Source organism: Paenibacillus pseudetheri (genome assembly GCF_924513355.1).
GTDB lineage: Bacteria > Bacillota > Bacilli > Paenibacillales > Paenibacillaceae > Paenibacillus_AQ > Paenibacillus_AQ pseudetheri.
Window position 1 is genome coordinate 38,335 of the sequence record NZ_CAKMAB010000003.1, and the last position, 24,167, is coordinate 62,501.

The following is a 24,167-nucleotide window of genomic DNA, read 5'->3' on the forward strand; positions in this document are numbered from 1 at the left end:
TCAGGATGTCTCTCGAATCGGAAGAAATGTCGGTGGTGGATCATCTCACCGAGCTGCGTAAACGGATTATTTATGTGCTGATTGTATTTATTGTGGGATTGGTAGGGGGGCTGTTCTGTGCCAAGCCAATCTACGATTATTTAATTAGTACAGATCTAGCGCAAGGTTTTGTTCTGCATGCGTTCTCATTCTGGGATGGTATCGGAATGTATATGAAGATTGCAATGGCGGTTTCATTAGTCATTTCAGTTCCTTTTATTGCATACCAGCTGTGGGCGTTTATTAGTCCGGGGTTACGGCCGGAGGAGCGTAGTGCAACACTACGTTATGTACCCTATGTTTTTGTTCTTTTTCTAATCGGTCTTTCTTTTGCTTATTATGTTGTATTTCCAATGGCGCTTTCGTTCACGATCTCTATCACCCGGAGTATGGGTCTGGAAGAGACCTACGGGATCGCGCAGTATTTTAACTTTATGTTCAGTCTAGTGTTACCTTTAGCGCTGTTGTTTGAGCTACCGCTACTGGTGATGTTTCTGACCAAACTGAGGGTTCTTAACCCGATACGCTTGCGTAAAATGCGTCGATACGCCTATTTCACGCTTGTCTTTATTGCTGTAGTCATCACTCCTCCGGATTTCATCTCGGACTTTCTGGTGACGATTCCACTGCTTGTGTTGTATGAGTTCAGCGTATTCCTGTCCGCCTTCGTCTATCGCAAACAGCTTGCTGCGGATGCGGCACGTGAGGCTCAGTACACCAAGAGTGAGGAATGATGATAAGAGGGCTGTCACTAAGTAGATTTTTCTACGAAAGAGACAGCTTTTTTGTTTTCAACCCCCGTCTTTTTGAAATGTTCGGGCGTAGGTGATACAGTTGAGACTAGTAAAATCATACGCATATTTTCACACCCTGTGGATAGAATGTATAGAGTGTGTGCCTAGGACAACCAGTGAAACGTTATTTTTTACGAAAACAAATGCGAATTTGTGTAAAAGGACTTGAAATCCGGGCTCAAGTTGAGTATCATAAAAATTGTTGTTAGCACTACAAGCTGTCGAGTGCTAATACTTATGGAAAATATGAGATGGACCAGATATTCATAGTGTCCAATTGATATTTTTCATAAACACCAGAGATGTTGAAGTAAGACAGGTAAGTTCTAAACTATGTTTTGAAGCAAAATAACATAATTTTAAAGGAGGCTATTTTTTCATGATCAAACCTTTAGGTGAACGCGTATTGGTGCTACCGAGCGAGCAGGAGGAAACCACTTCATTCGGGATTGTGCTTCCGGACTCCTCGAAAGAAAAGCCACAAGAAGGAACTATTATTGCAGTAGGTAGCGGAGCTTTGAAAGATGGAGTACGTGTAGCGCTCGAAGTAAAAGAAGGCGACCGTGTTCTTTTCTCTAAATATGCAGGAACAGAAATCAAATACGAAGGTAAAGAATATTTGATTATGAAAGAAAGCGACATTCACGCGATTCTTGACTAAGCGAGAGTCGATTATAAGCTAAACCTAAACTACTTAAAGTAACGTGATATACAAAAAATTCTAGGAGGTAATTACACAATGGCTAAAGAAATTAAATTTAGTGAAGAAGCACGCCGCTCTATGTTGCGCGGTGTAGATGCTTTGGCAAATGCGGTAAAAGTTACACTTGGACCAAAAGGTCGCAACGTGGTACTTGAGAAGAAATTTGGTAGCCCGCTTATCACTAACGATGGTGTAACTATCGCTAAAGAAATCGAACTTGAAGATGCATTCGAGAACATGGGTGCTCAACTGGTTAAAGAAGTTGCTACTAAGACTAACGATGTAGCCGGTGACGGTACTACAACTGCAACGGTTCTGGCACAAGCTATGATCCGTGAAGGTCTGAAAAACGTAACTGCAGGCGCTAACCCAATGGTTATTCGCAAAGGGATCGACAAAGCAGTTCGTGCAGCGGTTGAAGAATTGCAAAAAATCGCTAAGCCAATCGAAGATTCCCAAGCTATCGCTCAAGTAGCTGCTATCTCTGCTGCTGACGAAGAAGTGGGCCAATTGATTGCTGAAGCTATGGAAAAAGTAGGTAAAGACGGTGTTATCACTGTTGAAGAATCCCGTGGATTCGCTACTGAACTTGAAGTCGTAGAAGGTATGCAGTTCGACCGCGGTTACATTTCCCCGTACATGATCACTGATACGGACAAAATGGAAGCTGTTCTGGAGAACCCATACATCTTGATCACTGATAAAAAAATCAGCAGCACTCAAGAAATCCTTCCATTGCTTGAAAAAATCGTTCAACAAGCTAGACCGCTTGTAATTATCGCTGAAGATATCGAAGGCGAAGCACAAGCTATGTTGATCGTGAACAAACTGCGTGGAACATTCAACGCTGTTGCTGTTAAAGCTCCTGGCTTTGGCGACCGCCGCGAAGCTATGCTGCAAGATATCGCTGCCCTGACTGGTGGCCAAGTGATCACTGAGAAGCTCGGTCTTGATCTGAAGAGCACTTCCATTGAACAACTGGGTAACGCACGTCAAGTACGCGTAACTAAAGAAAACACAACAATCGTTGACGGAAGCGGCGACAAAGCGGACATCAATGCTCGCGTAAGCCAAATTCGTGCGCAACTGGAAGAAACAACTTCCGAGTTCGACAAAGAAAAATTGCAAGAGCGTTTGGCTAAATTGGCTGGCGGCGTAGCCGTTGTCAAAGTTGGTGCTGCAACTGAAACTGAATTGAAAGAGCGTAAACTTCGCATCGAAGACGCCCTGAACGCAACTCGCGCTGCGGTTGAAGAAGGTATCGTTTCTGGTGGTGGTACAGCTCTTGTGAACGTATATAATGCTGTTGCTGCTGTAGATGTAACTGGCGACGAGAAAACAGGCGTTAACATCGTGCTTCGCGCGCTCGAAGAACCAGTTCGTACCATTGCAGCTAACGCTGGTCAAGAAGGTTCCGTTATCGTGGATCGCTTGAAAAAAGAAGCTATCGGTATCGGCTACAACGCTGCTACTGGCGAGTGGGTGAACATGTTCGAAGCAGGTATCGTTGACCCTGCTAAAGTAACTCGTTCCGCGCTTCAAAACGCTGCATCCGTAGCGGCTATGTTCTTGACTACTGAAGCAGTTATCGCTGACAAGCCTGAGCCTGAAAAAGGCGGCGGCATGCCTGATATGGGCGGCATGGGTGGAATGGGCGGCATGATGTAATAAGGGTGACAAACCCTTATTACATCAAGGGTTTCCCGCAAGGGAAACGCCGTTTGACCATAATGAATAAAAAGAGGCTTCTCACAAGTTCAAATTGAACTTTGTGAGAAGCCTCTTTTTTAGATCGTCAAAACCGAAGCAAAAGTTAATAAGTAATAACAGTGAGGTGACTTGTGATGGCAATTTCTCGGGAAGAACTCCTTCTTCTGTAACAGCGGTGAGGTTTTTTTGGCGAATAGATGCTGAGGCATTATGTAATACAAAAGTAAACGGGTAGGAGCCGAACGCTCCTACCCGTTTACCTTTATTATCTGGCAATGACCGTGAAATCGTATTATTGAATTTTCACTTTGTGGTTTTCGTTTACAGGGATTTTTACATACAGAACATTCTCTCTCGAATCGAAATAGTAACCACTTTCCTGTTTGTTCAATTCTTCTGTACTGCCGGCTTTGGCATATTTGTTATTAGCCGCTTGCACTTTATTCGGTTCTTTAGCATTATGCAGTTTAAGCGTGTAGGAATTAATATCGGATGCATACTTTTGAGTCTTTTTGTCCTGCTCGAACTCAATGTGGTTACCTTTCTTCTCCACGTGGAATTCTGTTACATTATATTCGCCTTGTTTGTAATCCATCGTCTCAGCATCATCCTCGTAGAAGCTGTAGCTCGCCTTATCGTTTAGATAGGTATCGAGAATCAGGTTCTCCAGTTTCTTCTCATCCGTGTGCTGCTCTACTTCCTGACGAGGGATGATCGAATTATTTTTCACGAAAATAGGTAGTGTTCCAAGATCAGCTTTAACTGAAATGGTCTGGTTACCGTCAAACTCTTTTCCTGTCCAGTAATCCACCCATGTCTCGCCTGCCGGCAGGTACACTTCACGGCTCGTTTGACCTTCTTGTACGACAGGTGCAAGCATGAGTGAATCACCGAACATGTACTGATCTTCAATGTTGTAGGTTTTCGCATCATCCTGGAACTGGTAAACAAGCGGTTGCTGAACCGGTTGACCGTTTTTGGCTGATTTATTGAATTGATTGTACAAGTACGGCATCAGCTCGTAGCGCATCGAAATGTATTTGCGGCTGATATCTTCGACCTCTTTGCCGAATTCCCAGGGCTCCTGTCCGCTTCCGAGTCCTGATTTCGCGCTATTGTCATAGTGGTCTCGGGCAAATGGTAGGAAGGCACCGACCTCGATCCATCTTGCGAACAGTTCAGGTGTCGGAACATTGCCCGGCGATTTCGCAAAGCCGCCGATATCATTGCCGACAAACGGAACCCCGGACAAACCGACGTTGGCATTCATCGGAATCGACATTTGCAAATGCTCCCAGTTACTTACGTTGTCTCCGGTCCAGAGCGCCGCGTAGCGCTGCGTTCCAGCGTACATGTCGCGGGTTAACACGAACGGACGGGTATTCGGTTTATTTTTCAGAGCACCGTTATAAGTTGCTTCCGCTTCATCATGTCCGTAAAGATTGTGGTATTCCGTATGCAGTTTCTTTTCTCCATTGTCGCCTTCAAATACAATATCCAGCGGCATCGTATGGAATGGACCGTCAAAAACAGCAGGCTCGTTCATGTCATTCCAGATCCCGTCAACCCCTTCGTTATAAAGAGTACCCAGATTGTCAGCCCACCAGTTGCGGACATCCTTCTTCAGGAAGTTCGGGAAAGCGGATTTACCCGGCCACACTTCACCGATGAAAGTGGAACCGTCCGGATTTTTTGCCCAATAGTTATTTTGGGTTCCTTCTTGGTACATACGGTAGTTTTCGTCCTGTTTGACAGCAGGGTCATTGATTGTAACCGCGTGGAAACCTTGGTCTTTCAGCGTCTTAAGCGCTTGTTTATATTGATCGTTCCAAGTGAACACGCGGTAGCCATCCATGTAGTCAATGTCAAAATGCATCGTATCGAGCGGAATTTGTTTCTCACGGTATTTATTGGCCACACTCACCAGTTCTTCCGGTGTATATCCCCATTTGCTTTGATGGAATCCCAGCGACCACATTGGGGGAGTTTCCGATTTTCCTGTAAGCTCGGTATATTGATCGATGACATCACCGATTTCCGGACCGTTGATAAAGTAATAAGTAAGCGTGCCGCCGTTAGCGTAGAAATAGTAATAATCGTCTTTTTCACTGGCCATTTCATAATAGGAGCGATACGTGTTGTCGAAGAAAATACCGTATGCTTTGGTATCTTTCAGCCCTATGAAGAATGGAATGGAGGTATATAGATATTTGGTATTTTTGTTGTAAGAGTAGGCATCCGTATTCCACATGCCAAGACTTTTGCCGCGCTTGTTCAGCCCGCCCGATTGTTCACCGAATCCATAGAAGTTTTCATTGTTGTCCGTTTGCTTAAACACATACGGCTTGCCGTTTTCATAACCTACACCTTGTTCCGCATCTTCGTTGATGACATTACCCTCCTTGTCCAAAAATTTGACGCCGAACGGGCTTTTATTGATCTTCACTGTAATTTCATTAGTGGATAGAATATATTCTTTATCCGTTTCTTTTGATTTAAACTCAGGTGTTTTCCAATCCTTCTTGGCAATCCCCGGAGAAACAAATTCTGCTTCGCCATTTTTAACTACCGAGATTTTCGCCATGTCTTCAGTGAAGAGGCGGATAAAGCCCTGATAGTCTCCTAAATTTAGCTTCACTCCGTTTTCCAAAGCTTCCAACGATTGTACGGATAATGGCTTAAGATTCTGTTTGTCTAGCGGGGTATCCGCCTCTGGCTGCGTTTCCGCAAAAGCCACGTTCGCCGGAAGCACTGCCGCGGTCGTGCCTGTCAGCAGACTCAAGCAAATGGCAGCCTGTGCCATTTTTTTCGACGTACTCAAAGTCCTCACCTTTTTACGCATTGATTTCCCTCTCCCACTCTGATTAGTTTAGAAAAACTGACATCCTCTACCCAAAGTGAAAACCCAGGTTTTTGGTGCCCACTACCAAGTTAGCAAGGAAAAACGGCATGAACAATGGGGATAACCTCCTATGGGCTTCCTTAACAAGTTGATTAACAGGAGAGAGAGGGTTCTCATATAGGTAGATCAATCAAAGCAAAACTAGTCCTGACATGGATTTATGCTTGTTCAAATTTTTTTTTGAGGATTAAATTTGAAGTTAATCATTACCGAAAATATGTATATATATGGATAAATATAGTTCTATAGGGCTACGGGTTAGACATTTCAAAAAGTACATGATGTGAAGATCAACCTTTTTTATTATTGAATTTCGTAAATTAAGACACTTAAACATACTAATTTTGGGATTATTGTTTGGTTTTGTTAAAATTAAACTTTGACTTGTCAAATTTTAGGTAAAAATAGGAGGGGGTAATATATTATGCCTTTATGAAAATATAAAACACTTTATTGTTTGGGAACGATTACATATACGTGTTAGCAAAGAAAAATGTGAGATGGCTTATCATAATTGTTACTTGAGACATTTGATTGTAGAGCTATTTTTCGGATAATGTTAAGAAACTATGGATAGGAGTGAGAGAAATGAGAAGTTTCAGAATGATGCGGCTGGTCATGGCTCTTGCGTTCAGCGGGGTTCTATTGATGATACCGACTTGTGGGAATGCTGCTGACAACGTTGCTGATTTTCGAAAGGATGTCCATATTCAAAGAGGTCCACTGCTCGAGGAGCTGTCTACGGATAAGGCGGCTTATAAACCTGGAGAGGATATTCAGTTTAATTTGAAGCTAAAGAAGTCTGTCCGCAGAGGAACGTTTCATATCCGTTATTTGCACATGGACCGGATCATAAAGGAAGAAAGACTGAAAGCGGAAGGCGATCAATTGACTTGGAACTGGAGACCGCCTGGGGACGAAGGGAGAGGCTACTTGGCCGAAGTGTTCTATGAGCAAGATGGTAAGACGGCCGATCACATGAATATTGCTGTGGACGTTTCCTCCGACTGGGGAAAATTTCCCCGCTATGGTTACTTGGCAGATTTCCCGGCCATGAATCAGGACGGGATGTTCCGAGTCATCGAACGTTTAAACCGGTTCCATATCAATGGCATCCAGTTCTACGACTGGCAATATAAGCATCATGAGCCTATTCCCTTCCAAGACGGCAAGCCTGTGCGGGAATGGAAAGATATTGCTAACCGTTCTGTAGCGTTCGATACGGTAAAGGGCTATATCGACCTGTCTCACAATCGCAACATGAAGGCAATGAACTACAACTTGCTGTTCGGGGCTTATGTCGATGCGGAAAAAGACGGTGTGAAGCAGGAGTGGGGATTATTCAAGGACCCAATCCATATGGATCAGGATAAACACCCTCTTCCGAAAGAATGGGCAAGCGATATTTATATGTATGATCCCACTAATACGGAATGGCAGAACTACTTGATCGACAAGGAACTCAAGACGTTCGAGGCACTACCCTTTGATGGTTGGCATGTGGACCAGTTGGGAGACAGGGGCGCACTTTGGACCTATGACGGCAAAAGCATCAACATGGCTGAGACTTATCCTGCATTCCTGAATAAATCCAAAGAGAGGCTGGCTGTGGATTATGTTATGAACGCAGTTGGCCAATACGGTCAGGAATTCATTGCCCGTGAAGCTCCCGTCAAGTTTCTGTATACCGAGGTGTGGGGTAATCACCCGGGTTATCAGAATTTGAAAGAAGTGATTGAGGAAAATTCAAAGTACAGCGGGAACCAGCTAAACACGGTATTGGCCGCTTATATGAATTATCATTTTTCCGATTCACCGGGCGAGTTCAATACACCGGGGATCCTGCTGACGGATGCGGTGATTTTCGCTTCCGGAGGATCTCATCTGGAGCTTGGAGAAAACATGCTGTCCAAAGAATATTTCCCTCATAAGAATCTAAGTCTGTCTCCGGATTTGGAAGAACAGCTGATCCACTATTACGATTTTCTGGTAGCTTATCAGAATCTGCTGCGGGATCACACGGAAGATTCCATACTGAAAGCCGAGGGAATGGGAGAACCAGCCGTTTCGGATCAAGCCGAGCAAGGTAAAGTGTGGTCCTTCACGAAACGGAAGGATGGTAAAGACATCTTTCATTTCATTAATTTCACAGATGCTTCCACTATGGATTGGAATGATGACAACGGAAAGCAGGCGGAGCAGACAGAGAGGCTGAATGTTAAGGTTTCTGTGAAAATGGAAAAACCGGTTGCCAAAGTATGGTTCGCTTCCCCTGATTATAACAAGGGCTCACCGCAATCTTTAGCGTTCTCGCAGCGGGACGGCATATTGCAATGGGAGCTGCCCAAGCTGAAATATTGGGACATGGTGGTTGTGGAGTATAAGGAGTAGAGGGCTCATTTCCTGCAAATGACATTGGTATTGCATCTTTCATCGTGTACACTCTTAGGAAGAAACAAAATAGGAGGTACTATGTTTCGAAAATTCAGGATATCAAATCGCTTCACGACTAAAATCATACTGATCCTCCTGCTCGTTATTTTAATCCCGATCATTTTTACTAGCTGGTCCTTCTATTGGGTAGCCGACTCCATCCTGAAGAAAAACGTACGGGAGTCCACCCTTCAAATCGCCGAGCAAACGGCGGAGTCGCTCTCTTTTATTTTAAACGTAGGAGTAGATACCTCCGATTTTATTTCCAGCGATCCAAACATTCAACGCGCTGCTTTGCAAGTAAACAGCAGTCATTCGTACGAAGCAAACAGGAATTCTCAATATATTAATACTTTACTGAACAACTATGTCTATTCTAATTCCTTCGTCAAAATCGTTTATTTATTGAAAGAGGAGGGGAGAGGGTGGGGCAGTGGTACCTTTTCCGACTCTGGACTTAAGCAGTTACGTCTTTCAGATATGGAATGGGTGAAAGACGTCAATAGAAAAGACGGAGAGCTGGTTTGGCAGGGTCTTCAGTATGACCATTTCAGCGGAGGCGGTGTCAATACGGACCTGGTTTTGCCTGTCGGAAGGGTTCTGAAGGATTTTGATACCATGCGTAATATCGGACTGGTGCAGGTTCAGTTGGACGGGCAGTCGATTCTGAATACGATCCGGCAGCCGGAACTCGGGGATACGGGAAAGTTTTTCGTTGTGGATTCCAAAGGGAGACTTATGATCGATTCCAACCTCGAAATGATTAACCAGAAAGTGAAGGATCAGGGCTTGTATCAAAGGATTGTGAGCGATGACGCAGTGGAATTTGAGTTTGACATGAAAGGGGTGCCTTATTACGGGGTTAAGCAGCTGCTGAGCAACGGTTGGATGATTGTAGGGACTGTTCCGGTCGATGAAATCAGCGGACAGCTGGAAAATCTCCAGACCTGGATATTGTTGTCTTCCGCAGTTTTCTCCATGATTGCTATCGGTATTGGGCTTTTCATAGCAGGATGGGTGACCAAACCCGTAAAACAACTTACCCAAAGTATGCTTCACGTTCAACAAGGAGACCTAAACGTAAGGGCGATCGTTCGAACCTCTGATGAAATCGGCTTTTTGAGCAAGCAGTTTAATAAAATGCTGCAGAAAATCGGGAATTTAATGCAGCAGGTGGAGGATGAACAAAGCGAGAAGCATCATGCTGAACTTCGGGTTGTCATGCACCGGGTTCATCCCCACTTTCTTTATAATACGCTCAGCACACTGCGGTGGCTTATTGATTCTGGCCAGAACGACCGGGCATCTCAAGTTTTGCACGCGCTAAACCATTTGCTCGAGGCTAATATGGGCAAAAGCGGGAGTATGATACCGGTGGAAGAGGAACTGGATATCATCCGGAAGTACTTGATCATTTTGGAGCTTCGCTACGAGAAAACATTTGATCTGGAGCTGGACGTTGAACCGGGTTCTGAGAAGTTTATGATTCCCCGCATGCTGCTGCAGCCATTGGTGGAAAACGCCATATTTCATGGGATCGTACCCAAAAATACGGGTGGCCGGATCTCGATAAGAATTTGTACGTGTAGAGGAGACTTGGAATTTCTCGTAGAAGATGATGGTTTAGGCATTGGGGATGAAAAGCTAAAAGCATTGAACGACCCGGGGACTGCTATTGAAAATGGAGAAGTTGGCATCGGTCTGCGCCATATCTATGACTCATTGCGGCTTTATTATGCCCGAAATTGGGAATGGTCTATCGTAAGCAAAACCGGCCAAGGAACCGCAGTACGCATTTTGTTAAAAAAACTTGTGGAATCGGCATCTGAGAACTAGCAGATCAGGGGGGATATCATGTATAGAGTTCTTATTGTAGACGACGAGCCTGTCATCCGCAACGGTATCAGTGCGTTTATCAATTGGGAAAAGGAAGGGATGACGGTTGAAGACCATTACGCGAACGGTGAGGAGGCATTGTCTGCTTTAGAAAGTCTTTCCTTCGATATTCTTATCACAGATATCAAAATGCCTTTGCTGAATGGCATTCAACTGATGAAACAAGCGTTGGTGCTTTGCCCTTGGCTAAAGGTGATCCTCATCAGCAATTATAGTGACTTTGAATACGTAAAAGAAGGACTTAAGCTGGGCGCCGTCGATTATTTGTTAAAGCTGACCTTGAAGGGGGAAGACCTTCTTGCCGTCCTTCACCGTAGTATCTCCATGCTGGAGGAGGAAAGGAGAAAGGATTCTGAATGGAATTATTACCAACAAGGGGCTCTCTATCTGGACCGAAAGCGTGTAGAACAGGAAATCAAAAGATACATCGTCCAAGAACAGACCTTTCCTGAGTCTACCGTTTGGGCTCCAGTATGGCTGGAGGATTCCTATACCTGTGTTTATCTTATGCTGGATGCCGCTGAGGAATGGAGAGAAAATTACGGATATTTGTATGTGCAGTTGCTGCTTGAGGAATTACAGGAAGCGTTCTATTTGCAGATAAGGGAAGGATGCGCACTGCTGGTGTCCGAAAGCAGCCTGTTTGTCATCTTTCCGGATCTCGAAGGGGAGGTTGAACAACAGCTCGGCCATTGGAAGCAGCAGCTCGAAGCGAAATGGGGAATTTCGACGTCGGTCGGCTTCGTCAAAGAGCAAGGAGTGTGCCGAATTCTTAAGGGATATGCCGAGAGCAGTTTGGCCTGCCAAAGACGATTTTTTGAAGGGCTGGGCGGCTTGTATCGAGGGAGCCGATCGGAAACCAATCCTGTTCAAACGTTAACAGATAGAGAACTAAATCATGATTGGGCTCCCTTCTTTGAGATGATTCATAACGGTGATCCGGCTTCATCCGCGGTTGATTTTGCGCTTGAACGCTGGAAGAGCGGGATCTTGAACCCGGGAGAAGTACAGCTAGAGGCGTACACCCTGCTTACAGGTGCTTATCAGCCGCATGAAGACGCAGGAACCCTACTCTCTGAACGGCATGAACTGCTTTCCAAGACAGAAACATTGGAACAACTGGCATCATTCATGATTTGTGAGCTGGAGGAGATGGGCAAGTCTTTTATTCCTAAATTGTCCGATAACGGTTACAGCGGGCAGCTAATCACGAAGGCGCTGGAATATATAGCAGCCCATTATACCGAGAACTTGACGCTCCAAAGCGTAGCAGATATCGTTCATCTCAGTAAAAGTTATTTCAGCCATTTATTCAAAAAACAAACCGAACGAAACTTTATCGATTATCTGATCGAGCTGCGGATTCGGGAAGCGAAGCGGTTGCTTACGCAAAATGACTGCCGGATTTACGATGTGGCTGGAGCCGTGGGATTTAAGGACGTAAAATATTTCAGCAAGGTGTTCAAAAAAATAACAGGACTTACTCCAGTAGAATATAGGGAAAGCATGAAGTGACGTTCCAGCACACCGATTAAGAAAGGAGAATTACCTAGTGGCCATCCGGTGGGTATCCTTTTTACTGACTCTAGTGTTAACGGCGGGGTGTGGGAGTCCGTCCGTAATCTCGGATCCAAATAATGTTCAAACGCTCCACGGAAAGGATACAACCGTTATTACCTTCTGGCATACCTACAACGATGCAGAAACCCGGCTGTTAGTGCAAGAATTGATTCCGGCTTTTGAGCGCAAGAACCCGGGCATTCGGGTCAATTACATTAACTTAGCCAACAATAATGAACTAAAGTACAATTTGATTGGACGGGCCTCCTCCAATCGTGGTCCGGATGTGGTACGAATGGACATCTCTTGGGTGCCAGAGTTCTCCCATAAAGGGCTCCTTGAACCATTAAACGGGTTCCCGGGATTCGAACTTCTGCAGCAAGCGTTTCACCATAAGGACATGAGCGTTGGTTTTTATAAGAATCAATATTACTCCCTGCCGCTTAATTTATATACCAAGTCGGCCATTTTTAACCGGGAGCTTCTGGAGCGGGCGGGATATTCAGAACCTCCACGCACCATGGATGAAGTTCTGGAGCTTGCTTGTACGCATCACTTCACAATTGGCTTGGGGGGATTGGAGGCTTGGGATACACTTCCGTACCTTTTCAGCCTTGGAGGCTCGTTTATGGATGAGAATTCCACCAGGGCTTCCGGATTTTTGAACAGCAAAGCCACCATCCGGGCGGTAGAGAAGCTGGTTGGTCTTTATAAGAAAGACCTGATTCATCTTTCTACGGTGACCCTAAACGGCGATAACTGGAGGGAAGTACGGAACGGAAACATGATTTTAACGGACGAAGCGCCGTGGTTTTACAGATTGTTAAAAGACTCGGAAATCAAACAAGCACTTCAGCAGACCGTACCTGTACCTTTTCCAAAGGGGAATGGCCCGTCTTCGATTATTGGCGGCGAAAACTTAGTCATTATGAAGGGCAGCGAACATCCTGCGGAAGCGTGGGCTTTTATGAAATGGATGACAGGAAAGGAAGCTCAGCTGATCATGGCACGAGCCGGTTTAATCCCGACTAACAAGGAGGCGGTTAAAGCGCTGAGTCTAGACAAGGATTTTTACCTTTACCCATACATGGAAGCTATGGATGATACCTTTCTGCGGCCGACTGTGAAAAACTGGAGCAGAATCGATGAGGTGTATACCATGTACCTGCATAAAATATTTATGGGTGAACTGCCTGTTAAGGTTGGATTAGATCGTGCGGCGGCTGAAATAGACAAACTATTGGAAGATTCTGATTGACATATCTTATTGAACGCACAGGATCTTAATGTGCATGAAGAGTAACGAATTGGGGACGAAAGCTATCATCAAAGAGCAAATTGATGGTATATTCGCAATGCTGTTAATTTAGTGCGATCCTTGAGAAGATAAAAAAGATATTATAAAGTATTGAGATTTAATAAAAAATGAGGGTTTATGTTATGCCAAAAAACGATAATATGCTGGCAATTCTTTGGATGCTGAATTCGGGTGTGAAATTGACTGCAAAACAAATATCCGAAAAGTTAGAAATAAATATAAGGACAGTTTATCGGTATATTGATGCACTATGTGCCAGTGGAGTGCCTATAATATCCGACACAGGTCATAATGGCGGGTATAGCTTGCTGAATAATTTTATCAGAGCACCTCTGCTATTTGATATTGAGGAAAAAAAGGCACTCCTTCATGCTGCTGTTTTTGCAAAAGAAGCCGGATACCCTTTGAGTAAGGCATTAGGCAATGCGACAGCAAAATTGAAAATGTATTCGAATCAGGAGCAGGAAAGTATACTAAGCCGTCATTTAGCTGAATTTGAAGTTATAAACCGTATGGGAGACCCTTCTGTTCAGCCAGTATTGGTGGAATTGGAGCAGGCTGTAGCAAACGAATTCTCTGTAGAAATTGATTATCGCACAAGGCAGGAAGAACAACCCAAGAATAGGGTGATAGACCCCTATGGATTGGTATACTGGAACAATAAATGGTATACTGTTGCATTTTGCCACCTAAGGAATGAGATTCGCAGCTTTCGAGCAGAACGGATTCTACAAATCAAGCGTACTCAAAACATATTTAAGCGTTCCGAAGCATTTTCGGCCCGTGAATTTTTTATGCAAAATCTGTTACCAGATTTAGCGGGTAAGGACGGGTTAATTTCTTTAATTATCGGAGGCAGGTCAGAGGCATTGGATGACTTATGCCTACATTGGTTTTTGGGGCATCATCTAAAAGAGCGGACATCAAATCAAGCAATCTTTTTACTTGAGGAAAAATCAATTCATACCTATGTTCCTTATTTTCTCTTATCCTACGGGAAATCCATTCAAGTAATCGAACCACAGAGTTTGAAGGAAAAACTTGTTGGTGTTGTGTCGGAGTTAATGGAATATTATCAACTTTAATAGCTTCACTGACAGCAGATGTCAGTGAAGCTATTTTATAATGATGATAATCATTGATTACCGATGAATGGTTGGTATCACTTGATGAATTGTAAAATAAGGAGAACTTGCAAATGAATAATACGGTATATCTTTATGTGTTTGACACAATGTCAGACTGGGAAATAGGTTACTTAACTGCCGAACTGAACTCGGGAAGATATTATAGAAAGGGGCTGGCCCCATCAAAAATAGTTACCGTGGGAATTGAAAAAACTCCTGTGACTACAATGGGCGGATTGAAAATACTGCCTGACATCAAACTAGATGAGTGCAGCATTGAAAGCACAGATACATTGATTTTGCCCGGTGGAGATACATGGACAGAAACAATTCACCAACCCATCTTAAAAATCGTTGAGAAGTGTTTAAAGGAAGGTGTATTGGTTGCAGCGATTTGTGGTGCTACAATGGCACTTGCCCAGACAGGATTGCTGAATTCACGTTGGCATACAAGCAATGATCTGGAATACCTTAAAATGATCTGTCCCACTTACACGGGCGAAAAGTATTACAAAATGGAGTCTGCTGTAACTGATGGAAAACTGATCACTGCATCTGGAATAGCTCCGTTGGAATTTTCTGTACACGTCTTGAGAGCTCTGGGTGTGTTTTCTTCAAATACATTAGATGCCTGGTATAGTCTTAATAAGTCTCATGAATCCAAATATTTCTATGAGTTGATGAATTCAATCCAATGAAGGTATAAGCACACAAGTCATGTGGAGTCGGTTTGCTTGTTGGTTTATAAGGAATTGATTGAAGTGTTCCCATTATAATAGGCAAGCAATACCAACTCAAAAGAAGCTAGGTTTGTCGATACGGCGCCTAAGCAAAACGTCATTAAAGGAAAAGTCAGCTGGTTGGCGTCGAACAATGAGTCCGAGCTGAAAGGATATGCCCTGTTTGCGGATAATGCAACCAAGCGTTATTGACCTCAATGTACTCATAACGTAACCCAACGAAACTAGAACGGGTATAAAAAACAAGTGCCAGACCACGATTTTTCGTAGTCTGGCATTTCAATTCATGGGAGCACATCGTACAAAGTTTGAATAATAGGAAAGCTTGATCCGGCGATTTAATTGAAAGAATACAGCCTAATGTACTGTGGTAGCTGTCTCGAAGGGTTATCGGTATAATAATTCAAAGGACTTTCATTTCGCTCTTATAGTAATATGAATTTTGACCTTCATTCTTTACCTCCTCTTAAAAGATCCTGTTTCATCCTCATTCGCATCCCATATTTTTCTAGCTTGATACTTATACGCTTATTCAAACGTAAATTAGTCAGTTTTGCAATACTTTGTTAAGAACAACAACCCCTTTCCTTATATTGTTACTGGAACGCTTAACGTTTCCAAAACAATTAAGGAAGGGGTTGTTGCTTTTATGGAGCAACTGTATGTGTACACAACCGTTTATAGCCTATGTAATAATGGCACGTTACCACGCGTGAATTCCGGCTGAAAAATGAAATGAAGGTAATATTAAATGTCAAAGTCCCTTTTTGTGTGCAATTCAATAAAGGTATATTTTTCAAATAAAAAAACAAAAAATATTTGCAAGGATTCTTATTAGTCAATCGTATCAAGTATAGAAAGGAGAAAAAATGGCCCAATTACCGATTGATATCAACGAAAATATTTCAGCTGCACTCACCCAATATTCTGGCCTTGTACGTCGAATATGCTTTATATATCTACATAATAGTGCAGATGTGGATGATGTTTTTCAAGAAGTATTCCTGAAGTTGTTACAAAACAACTCCCGCTTTGAAAGTGCTGAACATGAAAAAGCATGGCTAATAAGAGTTACAATCAATAAATGTAAGGACATCTTAAAAAGCTTTTGGCGAAAGAAAATGGTTTCAATTGAAGGTATAGAAATGCCATTTGAAGATCAAGCAGAAAATGAACTCCTGCAGGTCGTTTTATCACTTCCGGACAAGTACAAGGATGTTATCTATCTATTTTATTACGAGGAGTATACCGTGCCTGAAATGGCTCAGTTACTAAATAAAAAAGTAAATACCATTTATTCTCACTTACACAGAGCAAGGGAACTACTTAAACAAAAGTTAGGAGGTAAAGAACATGATTACACGCTTTAAATCTGCGATAAATCAAATTAAAGCCGAAGACGCTTTAATAAGCAGAACTGAAGTATTTCTAAAAGACGCATTAATTAATGAGAATACTAAAAACATAAAAGTAAATAATTGGGGGACATTCTTTATGAAGAAAAAGTTAGTAGCAGCTGCTTGCATGGCAACCTTAATCGTTGGTGGAAGCGGTGCGGCATACGCCTATTATCAAACACCGGCATCCTACCTTAGCCTGGACATTAACCCTAGTGTAGAAATAGGAGTTAACGCATTTGATAAAGTTGTAAAAGTTGAAGGAATTAATGACGACGGCAACAAGATATTGGCTAAAATAAACATAAAGGGTTCTAATGTTACTGTAGCTATCAACATGCTGGTTTCATCTGCCGTTGATAATGGTTTTATAGCTGATAACGGTTCATCTGTTGTTTCTCTTACATCTGAAACAGATAATTCAAATACCGCAGCCAAACTTGAAAAAGATGCTGAAACCGGAGCAAATCAGGCTTTACAGGAGACCGATAAAACAGCAACTGTTATAAAAGATAATGTTGCGCTTGCTCGCAGGGATCAGGCGAGAGCTTTAGGTATCACCCCTGGAAAGCTTAATCTTATAAATAAGCTTCAAAAAGTTGATCCAACCGCTACTGTAGATGAGTATAAAGATGCAAGTGTCAAAGATATAATGAAAACTATAAAAGATAGTAAAGACAAGCTTAAGAATAACGCTGATAATAAAGATGAAAATAAAGATCAAACTAATAGTACAGCCGACAATAATACCACTACTAACACCACTACCACTGGCACTGCCGCAGACTCAAGCGATGCAAATAATACAAATGCAGCTAAAAAAAATAATGCATCTAAAGCTAAGGAAAAAGAAGATAAGATAAGCGATGAGGACAAGGATAGCAAAGATAATAATACCGCCAGTGTGACCAATAAATCTAAAAAAGATGATGATGAAGATAATGATAAAAATAAAGTAGAAAACAAAAACCAGGGCGCAACCAAAAGTAATACTACAGCTCATGGAAATAATAATAGTGATGCAAATGCAAATGCAAATGCAAATGCAAAAGCAAATGCAAATGCAAAAGCAAATGCAAAAGCAAATGCAAAAGCAAATACAAATGCAAATGCAAATGTAAAAGCAAATGCAAATGTAAAAGCAAATGCAAAAGCAAATGCAAATGCAAATGCAAATAAGAATAGTGATGAAAAAGATAAGAATGAAGATAATTAACTAAAGCAAAATTCTCCCTTGAGGAGAAGTATGGGCTATGTTTTTCTGACAACGAAAAGCATAGCCCTTTTTTATTTCATAAAATGGATGTAAAATAGTTCGTTGAATTTCAGCCTAAATGAAAAGAAGACACCAGGAAGTGATATGCTCCCATCATAGTAGACAGTAGAAAAAACAAACGAAGGGTAAATTCGATTTAAAAACCTCGAGTTGGGTGAATACGCCCGATCGTATTAGAGAACTCGGCGGTGCTATCTTCTGCGATCGTCGCTATGATACGGTCTTTGTGTATCACAATGGGGCGGAATCTTACTATGGCGCCAGGGGGTTCCGCGGCTCGCTGCGGGTCTGAATTTATCCCATAACATTTGGGTAAAGAATAAAGCCGTGTCCCGATGTACTCGAGGCATGGCTTTGTTGTGCATTTGATTCATTTGTTAATATGCTTAGCTCTTTCACCGGGAAGCGCAGATTGAATTTACCCAGGAGTATGCTTCTTTCGGGGTTATGATATACTTTGTTAGACAGGTTAGTTTACTATTTCGGGATAAAGAGTTGTCCCGGTATTTATAGAGAGGTTATTGATATGACTAAACATTTTTGGCGTGATTTACCACGGCCTTTTTTTATACTGGCGCCCATGGAAGATGTAACGGATGTTGTTTTTCGCCATGTTATAAGTGAAGCGGGCAGACCGGATGTGTTTTTTACGGAGTTTGCGAATACAGAGAGTTATTGTCACCCGGAGGGGCACCATGCTGTGCGCGGGCGTTTGACTTTTACAGAGGATGAACAGCCCATTGTAGCTCATATCTGGGGAGATAAGCCGGAATACTTCCGTCAAATGAGTATCGGGATGGAAAAAGAAGGATTCAAAGGCATCGATATTAATATGGGTTGTCCTGTAGCGAATGTAGCAGAGAACGGGAAGGGAAGCGGCCTGATCTGCCGTCCCGAACTCGCAGCGGAGATCATTCAGGCCGCCAAAGCCGGGGGACTGCCCGTCAGTGTAAAAACAAGGCTCGGTTTCAGTGACATAGATGAATGGCGCAGCTGGTTAACCCATATTTTGCAGCAAGACATTGTGAATCTGTCCATTCATCTGCGCACCAGAGAGGAAATGAGTAAAGTACCTGCCCACTGGGAACTGATTCCGGAGATTAAGAAGCTTCGTGATGAGGTGGCACCAGATACACTACTGACCATTAACGGGGATATTCCTGACCGTCAGACCGGCCTCAAGCTCGCTGAGCAATACGGTGTGGATGGTGTTATGATTGGGCGCGGTATTTTTCATAATCCGTTTGCTTTTGAGAAGGAGCCAAAGGATCACAGTAGTGAGGAATTGCTTGATTTGCTGCGGCTGCATCTGGACCTCCATGATCAATACTCAGGACTAGAACCACGTTCGTTCAGACCTCTTCAACGATTCTTTAAAATATATGTTCGCGGATTTCGCGGGGCAAGCGAATTAAGAAATACCTTAATGAATACAAAGTCAACCAGTGAAGTGCGTGCGCTACTCGATGAGTTTGGAAGCAAGGAGCCTGAAGAGTCGGAGGAAAGTGGGAATTAAGCTGACAAGTTAAAATAGACAAAAGACGTGAACAGATTGAGGATCGGCTGAATGGAGAGGGGACAAACCCGGAGCCAACAAGCCTTTCCTCTGTTTTTATATGGAGGGAAATTACATGTCCTGGAGCAAATTGAAGCAACAACTGGAGAGCTTTCTCTGTCCTGCATTACATGGAAGGGTAGAATACCGCGCACCAGGTTACCGTTATCTGCCTGATAAATCAGGGATTTGTTATATCTCGGTAGATAAAAAGAACGTACTCAACATGAGTGATAAATCGAACTCTATTAGATGGTATCAAACGGAACTAGAAATTAAGAATGATCCAGACATTCATATTCCTATCAGCAATGACGAAATTGAAGCGGTCAGAATAGCTACCAAGGGGCCAGTTCCGGAAGATCGTCTAATAGTAATGGCTAGAAGTAGAAAAAGTTCAGAACATGCCAAAGAGCTTTTGGCAGCACAGGCTTCATTAATTAAATCGAATTTTATCATTGTGGCTAATAAGTTTCTGACTACTCCTATAGAGGAGAGTATGGAGAGCGAGGAGATTCTGTTGAATGTTCTAGCTTTGGTGGACAGAAGAGTTGGGAAAAAGCGAATTTTAAGCATGTCTGAGAAGATGAAGTTAAAGCATCCGATTGTGCAGTATTTTTATGAGTTGCGGCGTAATACGTTGTGAGGTGAATGATTTTTACCTGCGAATGATCATAGATGGGCAAGGGGTCACTTAAACCCTATTTGATTCAGGTCGTCGGCTTTTCATTTGTTGGGTATTTTATTGTATTATTTTGATTCTTATCTTTTTTGACAGATGTACAGACCATGAGTGCTAATTCCTAGTATGCTTTTTTCTCTGTATGTTTGAAAATGATAGCTTAGCCAAAAATTGAACTCGCAATAGCAAAATGACCCCCTTCTTCAGTGGTTACTTCCCTTATCCGGGTACTAACCATTGCGGCGAGTATATTTCTTGGGCAGAAGATTTCTATGCTGGACTACCCTGCAGTTACGTTACGATCCATATTCAAGGTGCAATCCATTAGCTGTTCTTGAGGCGTTTGTTGAAGAGTCGAGAACAAAATTGCTGCAAGCGATTCTGCTTGATCCGCAAGCTCCAACATTTTATCAAGCTTGTGCGATGATCGATGAAATGTGTGAACTGCAAAAAGATGTGCTGCCAAGACTGGAGTGGAAGTAAGAAGTTAGATAAACGGCCTCAATCTGATGGAATTCAGGATTGAGGCCGTTAAACTTTTTATATTTGAGATGTCTTACTTAATTTCTAAATCCAAAAAAAGGTTGCACCAATCGCCGCACCTCATCGGTTGAATTCGTCTCCATCAATTGATTTTTTAGTTCGTCGGCACCATCAAATCCACGAATATAGATTTTGAAGAAGCTCCGAAGTGGATTAAATAGACGTGGTTCATGTTCTTTTGAATATTTATCGTGAAGATCTAAATGAAAAAGTAGTAAATGAAGAAGTTCCTCCACACTATGTTCTTTAGATTCTAGTTCAAAAGCGTATGGATTCTTGAAAATACCTCGGCCAATCATGACACCATCCACGCCGTATTGTTCGACTAATTTTAAGCCTGTTGCACGGTCAGGAATATCTCCGTTAATCGTTAACAACGTATTTGGAGCAATTTCGTCGCGTAATTTTTTGATTTCGGGGATGAGCTCCCAGTGTGCATCTACTTTGCTCATCTCTTTTTTTGTACGGAGGTGAATGGAGAGATTTGCAATATCTTGTTTGAATATATGTGTTAGCCACTCGCGCCACTCATCAATTTCACTATAACCCAATCTTGTTTTGACACTAACTGGTAGGCCACCTGCTTTAGTCGCTTTAATAATTTCTGCTGCCACTTCAGGATGTCGAATTAATCCAGCACCTTTTCCATTGGTTGCGACGTTTTTTACTGGGCATCCCATGTTTATATCGATACCACGAAAACCAAGTTTTTTCATATCCATGCTCATTCGTTCAAAATATTCCGGGTTATTGCCCCAAATATGAGCGACCATCGGTTGTTCATCTTCCGTGAACTTTAATCGAGTAAGCACACTTTCTTTTACTTTTACTTTAGGGTGACAGTAATATTCTGTATTTGCGAATTCCGTGAAAAACACATCCGGTTTTGCAGCTGCACTAACCACGTGACGAAATACAACATCTGTGACATCTTCCATAGGTGCCAATATAAAAAACGGCTTTGGTAAATCAAGCCAAAAATTTTGTTCGTTACTCATTAAGTGCTCCTTCTTTTACAACATTTTGCCCATCATACATAGTATCATTTTTTTTCGCTTGCTGCACAAAATTGTAGAGGGTCTCTTTTTTTCTATAATCGCTCGGGGTTATACCAGTACTGTTCTTAAATAAACGATAAAAATACGAACTACTAGTAAATCCAGTTTTTTCTGCGATATCAACAATGGTACATTCAGAGGTCTTCAGCAGCTCTTTGGCTTTATTCAACCGAATTTCACTAATTATATCGGGTAGTGCTTTTGTAGTTAATTGTTTATATAACCGGCTCAAATAGATTGGAGACATCGAGAGCTCGTCTGCAATTGAATTTATGCACAGGTTGGAATTGCTATAATCTCGCTCAATAATTTGATGTACTTTTCTAATGAGGTCTTCTTGTTTTGTACTTCTTTTCTCTTCGAGTTTTTCACTTATTTCTTCAAATATCTTGAAATATGGAGTGTTGATTTCTTCCATGGTTTCAACATGATTTGGTAGTAAGAACGTTGTATCGAATTCGGGTAATGTTAAAATCGCATTGTTCTTTTTTAATGTTCGCAAGACGTTATTAACAGTAAGTGCTAAATGCGATACGACAAGTTGAACAACGGTAAAAGAATATTCTGATATTTCTCCTACGATATCAATATAGATGCTCCGTGCCTTTTCCGCATTTCCTGACATCAAGGATTCAATGAACTGTTTTTCTTTGTGAACTGGAAACATATATTCTTTGGTTTTTAAGTTCATAATGTCAACCGAAAAGAGGATGCTGCCGTATCCTTTGAATAATCGATGGTAAGAAGCCTCAAGTACTTGCTTGTAGACTAAGATGCATTGCTCAACGGATTCCTTCACAGGACTAAAGGTAATCGTGATGGATAATTTTAAATGTTTGGTGATTGACAATTGCATAAGCTCTGCCATTTCAATCAGCGAATCCCGTTCCGTTATATAAAGCGGATCATGAAAGTTTAGCAAAAGTAAAAGACTATCATCCCCCATATCAATGGCTTCGACTTGAAAGATCGGTGAGGAAATTTCTGTGCAAATGTTCATTATGGCATATTTGAGCAATTTTATATCTTCTTTGTATTTCTCGAGGACTGCGGGGAACTGATCGATCCTTATCAAAACAATCAGTGATTTATTATTAACCATAAGCTCTGAATTGAAGTAATGTAATTTTTGTTGCAACACCTCAGCATTATTCGTTTCTCTACCCAAAATCGTATTTCTAAGGAAATCCTGCTTGAGAATATGTTGATGGTTACGTCTTTCTGTTTCCAGGGTTTTGAACTTGCGTATGACTTTGTCAATCGGGCGATATACACTATGGGATAAAGTTAACGAAATCAACAATCCTAAGAGAAGAATGCCAATACTGATAAAGAGTATTCGATACCTCATTTCATTTATTTCTTGAGTGATATTGCTATAAGGGGTAATCCGAACATATTTCCAGCCTAATGAATCGGGTGTAGTAAACGTTATTAAAGATTTAACTCCTTCCACAGTGTCTACAAAATATGTAGATTCTGAAGTATCCTGAATAATTTTCTGTATATAGGTTTTATCAGATATATCAGTTAGCATCTCTTGCTTATCACTACTGGAATATAATATTCCATCCTGATTAATGATAAACGTGTTATTCTCCGAGATCTCTTTCCCCGACTGATCCATTCGCAGGCCTAACCATGATGCCGAGATATTGACAACAACAGCTGTATTTAAATCTTTATTATCATCAATGACGCTATAACATAAGTAAGTGTAGCTTGATACTGGAGTGGTCTGAACCGAACCGATGTTATAGGTTCTGGGAATCGGTTGAAAGGGGCGATGTTCTTTGAATTTCATAAAAAGGTCTAGAATTCCATCATCATCCAGTTCGGACTTCGGTTGAATTCCGCTTCGTGAATTATTGGAACTAATATAGAACTGATTGGATTTCGCATTATATACATAAATGGATTCAATGAATGGTAAGGATGCGCGATAGTTATCAAGTTGTTGCTGTGCAAAAATGACATCATAGATATTCAAGTCCGCATAATACAACAACTTAGATACCGCAGAATCATAGTAAATCTGGGAGGACAGTGAGGTAACAGTCTCTGTCATAGTAGATAATTGTGTTTTAATTTGATTTAGACTATTTGAATCGGAACGATAAACTTGTTTAAGTGCGATGCTTGTAAAGTTCATATAAAGAATAGTTGAAGTTATCAAAAGGGTAATAACAACACATCCAATAGAGCCAAGGAGTATTCGGCTGTAAACTTTTTTATGCTCTTTAGACCAATGTTTTATCATTTGTTGAAACCCCTTTCATCGCTGGTCTGAGTATAAATCATCAGTATGGTGCTTTCAATCAAATTTATAAATCCAGCAGCCGAAATTAGGTTAAATGTAGTGAATATTCACAAAAGTACAGAAATTTCATACTTCACAAATACCGAGATTGCAGCAATGTGTGTCATTGTACAG

Annotated in this window: 17 protein-coding genes and 1 pseudogene; 15 read left to right on the forward strand and 3 right to left on the reverse strand. The window is 42.0% G+C overall.

What is annotated here, in order from left to right; all coding sequences use genetic code 11:
• Positions 1-5 precede the first annotated feature (5 nt).
• The 3 genes from tatC to groL all read left to right on the forward strand — a co-directional run bounded on the left by tatC (position 6) and on the right by groL (position 3,204).
• Entirely contained in the window at positions 6-773 is a 768-nt protein-coding gene (tatC, locus tag L1028_RS03060; RefSeq protein ID WP_234531186.1) for a twin-arginine translocase subunit TatC, read from the forward strand.
• 439 nt (positions 774-1,212) lie between these two features.
• Positions 1,213-1,494, forward strand: coding sequence for a co-chaperone GroES (gene groES / locus L1028_RS03065; protein WP_036676506.1), 282 nt, complete (start codon positions 1,213-1,215; stop codon positions 1,492-1,494).
• Between the two features lie 78 nt (positions 1,495-1,572).
• On the forward strand, positions 1,573-3,204 hold the full coding sequence (gene groL, locus L1028_RS03070) for a chaperonin GroEL (RefSeq protein ID WP_060625007.1): 1,632 nt from the start codon (positions 1,573-1,575) through the stop codon (positions 3,202-3,204).
• Between the two features lie 334 nt (positions 3,205-3,538).
• Here the strand turns inward: groL and L1028_RS03075 are convergent, their stop codons facing one another.
• Positions 3,539-6,088: a glycoside hydrolase family 31 protein gene (locus L1028_RS03075; protein ID WP_234531187.1), complete on the reverse strand. Its 2,550-nt coding sequence runs from the start codon at positions 6,086-6,088 to the stop codon at positions 3,539-3,541.
• A gap of 648 nt (positions 6,089-6,736) precedes the next feature.
• On the opposite strand from L1028_RS03075, the gene L1028_RS03080 reads away from it, so the two are divergent.
• The 12 genes and pseudogenes from L1028_RS03080 (at position 6,737) to L1028_RS03135 (ending at position 20,615) form a co-directional block, all read left to right on the forward strand.
• Positions 6,737-8,539 (forward strand): glycoside hydrolase family 66 protein, encoded by a 1,803-nt coding sequence (locus L1028_RS03080; RefSeq protein ID WP_234531188.1) that lies wholly within the window; start codon positions 6,737-6,739, stop codon positions 8,537-8,539.
• 81 nt (positions 8,540-8,620) lie between these two features.
• The gene (locus L1028_RS03085) at positions 8,621-10,417 is read left to right on the forward strand and encodes a cache domain-containing sensor histidine kinase (protein WP_234531189.1); all 1,797 of its coding nucleotides are present in this window, start codon (positions 8,621-8,623) and stop codon (positions 10,415-10,417) included.
• 18 nt (positions 10,418-10,435) lie between these two features.
• On the forward strand, positions 10,436-11,992 hold the full coding sequence (locus L1028_RS03090; RefSeq protein ID WP_234531190.1) for a response regulator transcription factor: 1,557 nt from the start codon (positions 10,436-10,438) through the stop codon (positions 11,990-11,992).
• A 37-nt stretch (positions 11,993-12,029) separates the two neighbouring features.
• Positions 12,030-13,295, forward strand: a complete 1,266-nt coding sequence (locus L1028_RS03095; protein WP_234531191.1) for an extracellular solute-binding protein — start codon at positions 12,030-12,032, stop codon at positions 13,293-13,295.
• Between the two features lie 182 nt (positions 13,296-13,477).
• Positions 13,478-14,440, forward strand: coding sequence for a helix-turn-helix transcriptional regulator (locus L1028_RS03100; RefSeq protein ID WP_234531192.1), 963 nt, complete (start codon positions 13,478-13,480; stop codon positions 14,438-14,440).
• A gap of 113 nt (positions 14,441-14,553) precedes the next feature.
• A complete protein-coding gene (locus L1028_RS03105; RefSeq protein WP_234531193.1) occupies positions 14,554-15,180 on the forward strand; it encodes a type 1 glutamine amidotransferase family protein in 627 nt (208 codons plus the stop codon).
• A 911-nt stretch (positions 15,181-16,091) separates the two neighbouring features.
• Positions 16,092-16,592, forward strand: coding sequence for an RNA polymerase sigma factor (locus tag L1028_RS03110; protein ID WP_234531194.1), 501 nt, complete (start codon positions 16,092-16,094; stop codon positions 16,590-16,592).
• Positions 16,576-17,835 (forward strand): anti-sigma-I factor RsgI family protein, encoded by a 1,260-nt coding sequence (locus L1028_RS03115; RefSeq protein WP_234531195.1) that lies wholly within the window; start codon positions 16,576-16,578, stop codon positions 17,833-17,835. Before L1028_RS03110 ends, L1028_RS03115 begins: the two co-directional genes overlap by 17 nt.
• Before the next feature lie 175 nt (positions 17,836-18,010).
• A pseudogene (locus L1028_RS03120) lies at positions 18,011-18,187 on the forward strand (DUF4256 domain-containing protein); the annotation flags it as partial.
• Between the two features lie 234 nt (positions 18,188-18,421).
• A complete protein-coding gene (locus L1028_RS03125) occupies positions 18,422-19,411 on the forward strand; it encodes a tRNA dihydrouridine synthase (protein ID WP_234531196.1) in 990 nt (329 codons plus the stop codon).
• A 115-nt stretch (positions 19,412-19,526) separates the two neighbouring features.
• On the forward strand, positions 19,527-20,096 hold the full coding sequence (locus L1028_RS03130) for an SF0329 family protein (protein WP_234531197.1): 570 nt from the start codon (positions 19,527-19,529) through the stop codon (positions 20,094-20,096).
• Between the two features lie 291 nt (positions 20,097-20,387).
• Complete coding sequence (locus L1028_RS03135; RefSeq protein WP_234531198.1) at positions 20,388-20,615, forward strand: hypothetical protein; 228 nt, start codon at positions 20,388-20,390, stop codon at positions 20,613-20,615.
• A gap of 77 nt (positions 20,616-20,692) precedes the next feature.
• On the opposite strand, the gene L1028_RS03140 is transcribed toward L1028_RS03135, so the two are convergent.
• Both L1028_RS03140 and L1028_RS03145 read right to left on the reverse strand, forming a co-directional pair.
• Complete coding sequence (locus L1028_RS03140) at positions 20,693-21,673, reverse strand: tRNA dihydrouridine synthase (RefSeq protein ID WP_234531199.1); 981 nt, start codon at positions 21,671-21,673, stop codon at positions 20,693-20,695.
• Positions 21,666-23,993: an AraC family transcriptional regulator gene (locus tag L1028_RS03145; RefSeq protein WP_234531200.1), complete on the reverse strand. Its 2,328-nt coding sequence runs from the start codon at positions 23,991-23,993 to the stop codon at positions 21,666-21,668. Before L1028_RS03145 ends, L1028_RS03140 begins: the two co-directional genes overlap by 8 nt.
• Between the last annotated feature and the right edge of the window lie 174 nt (positions 23,994-24,167).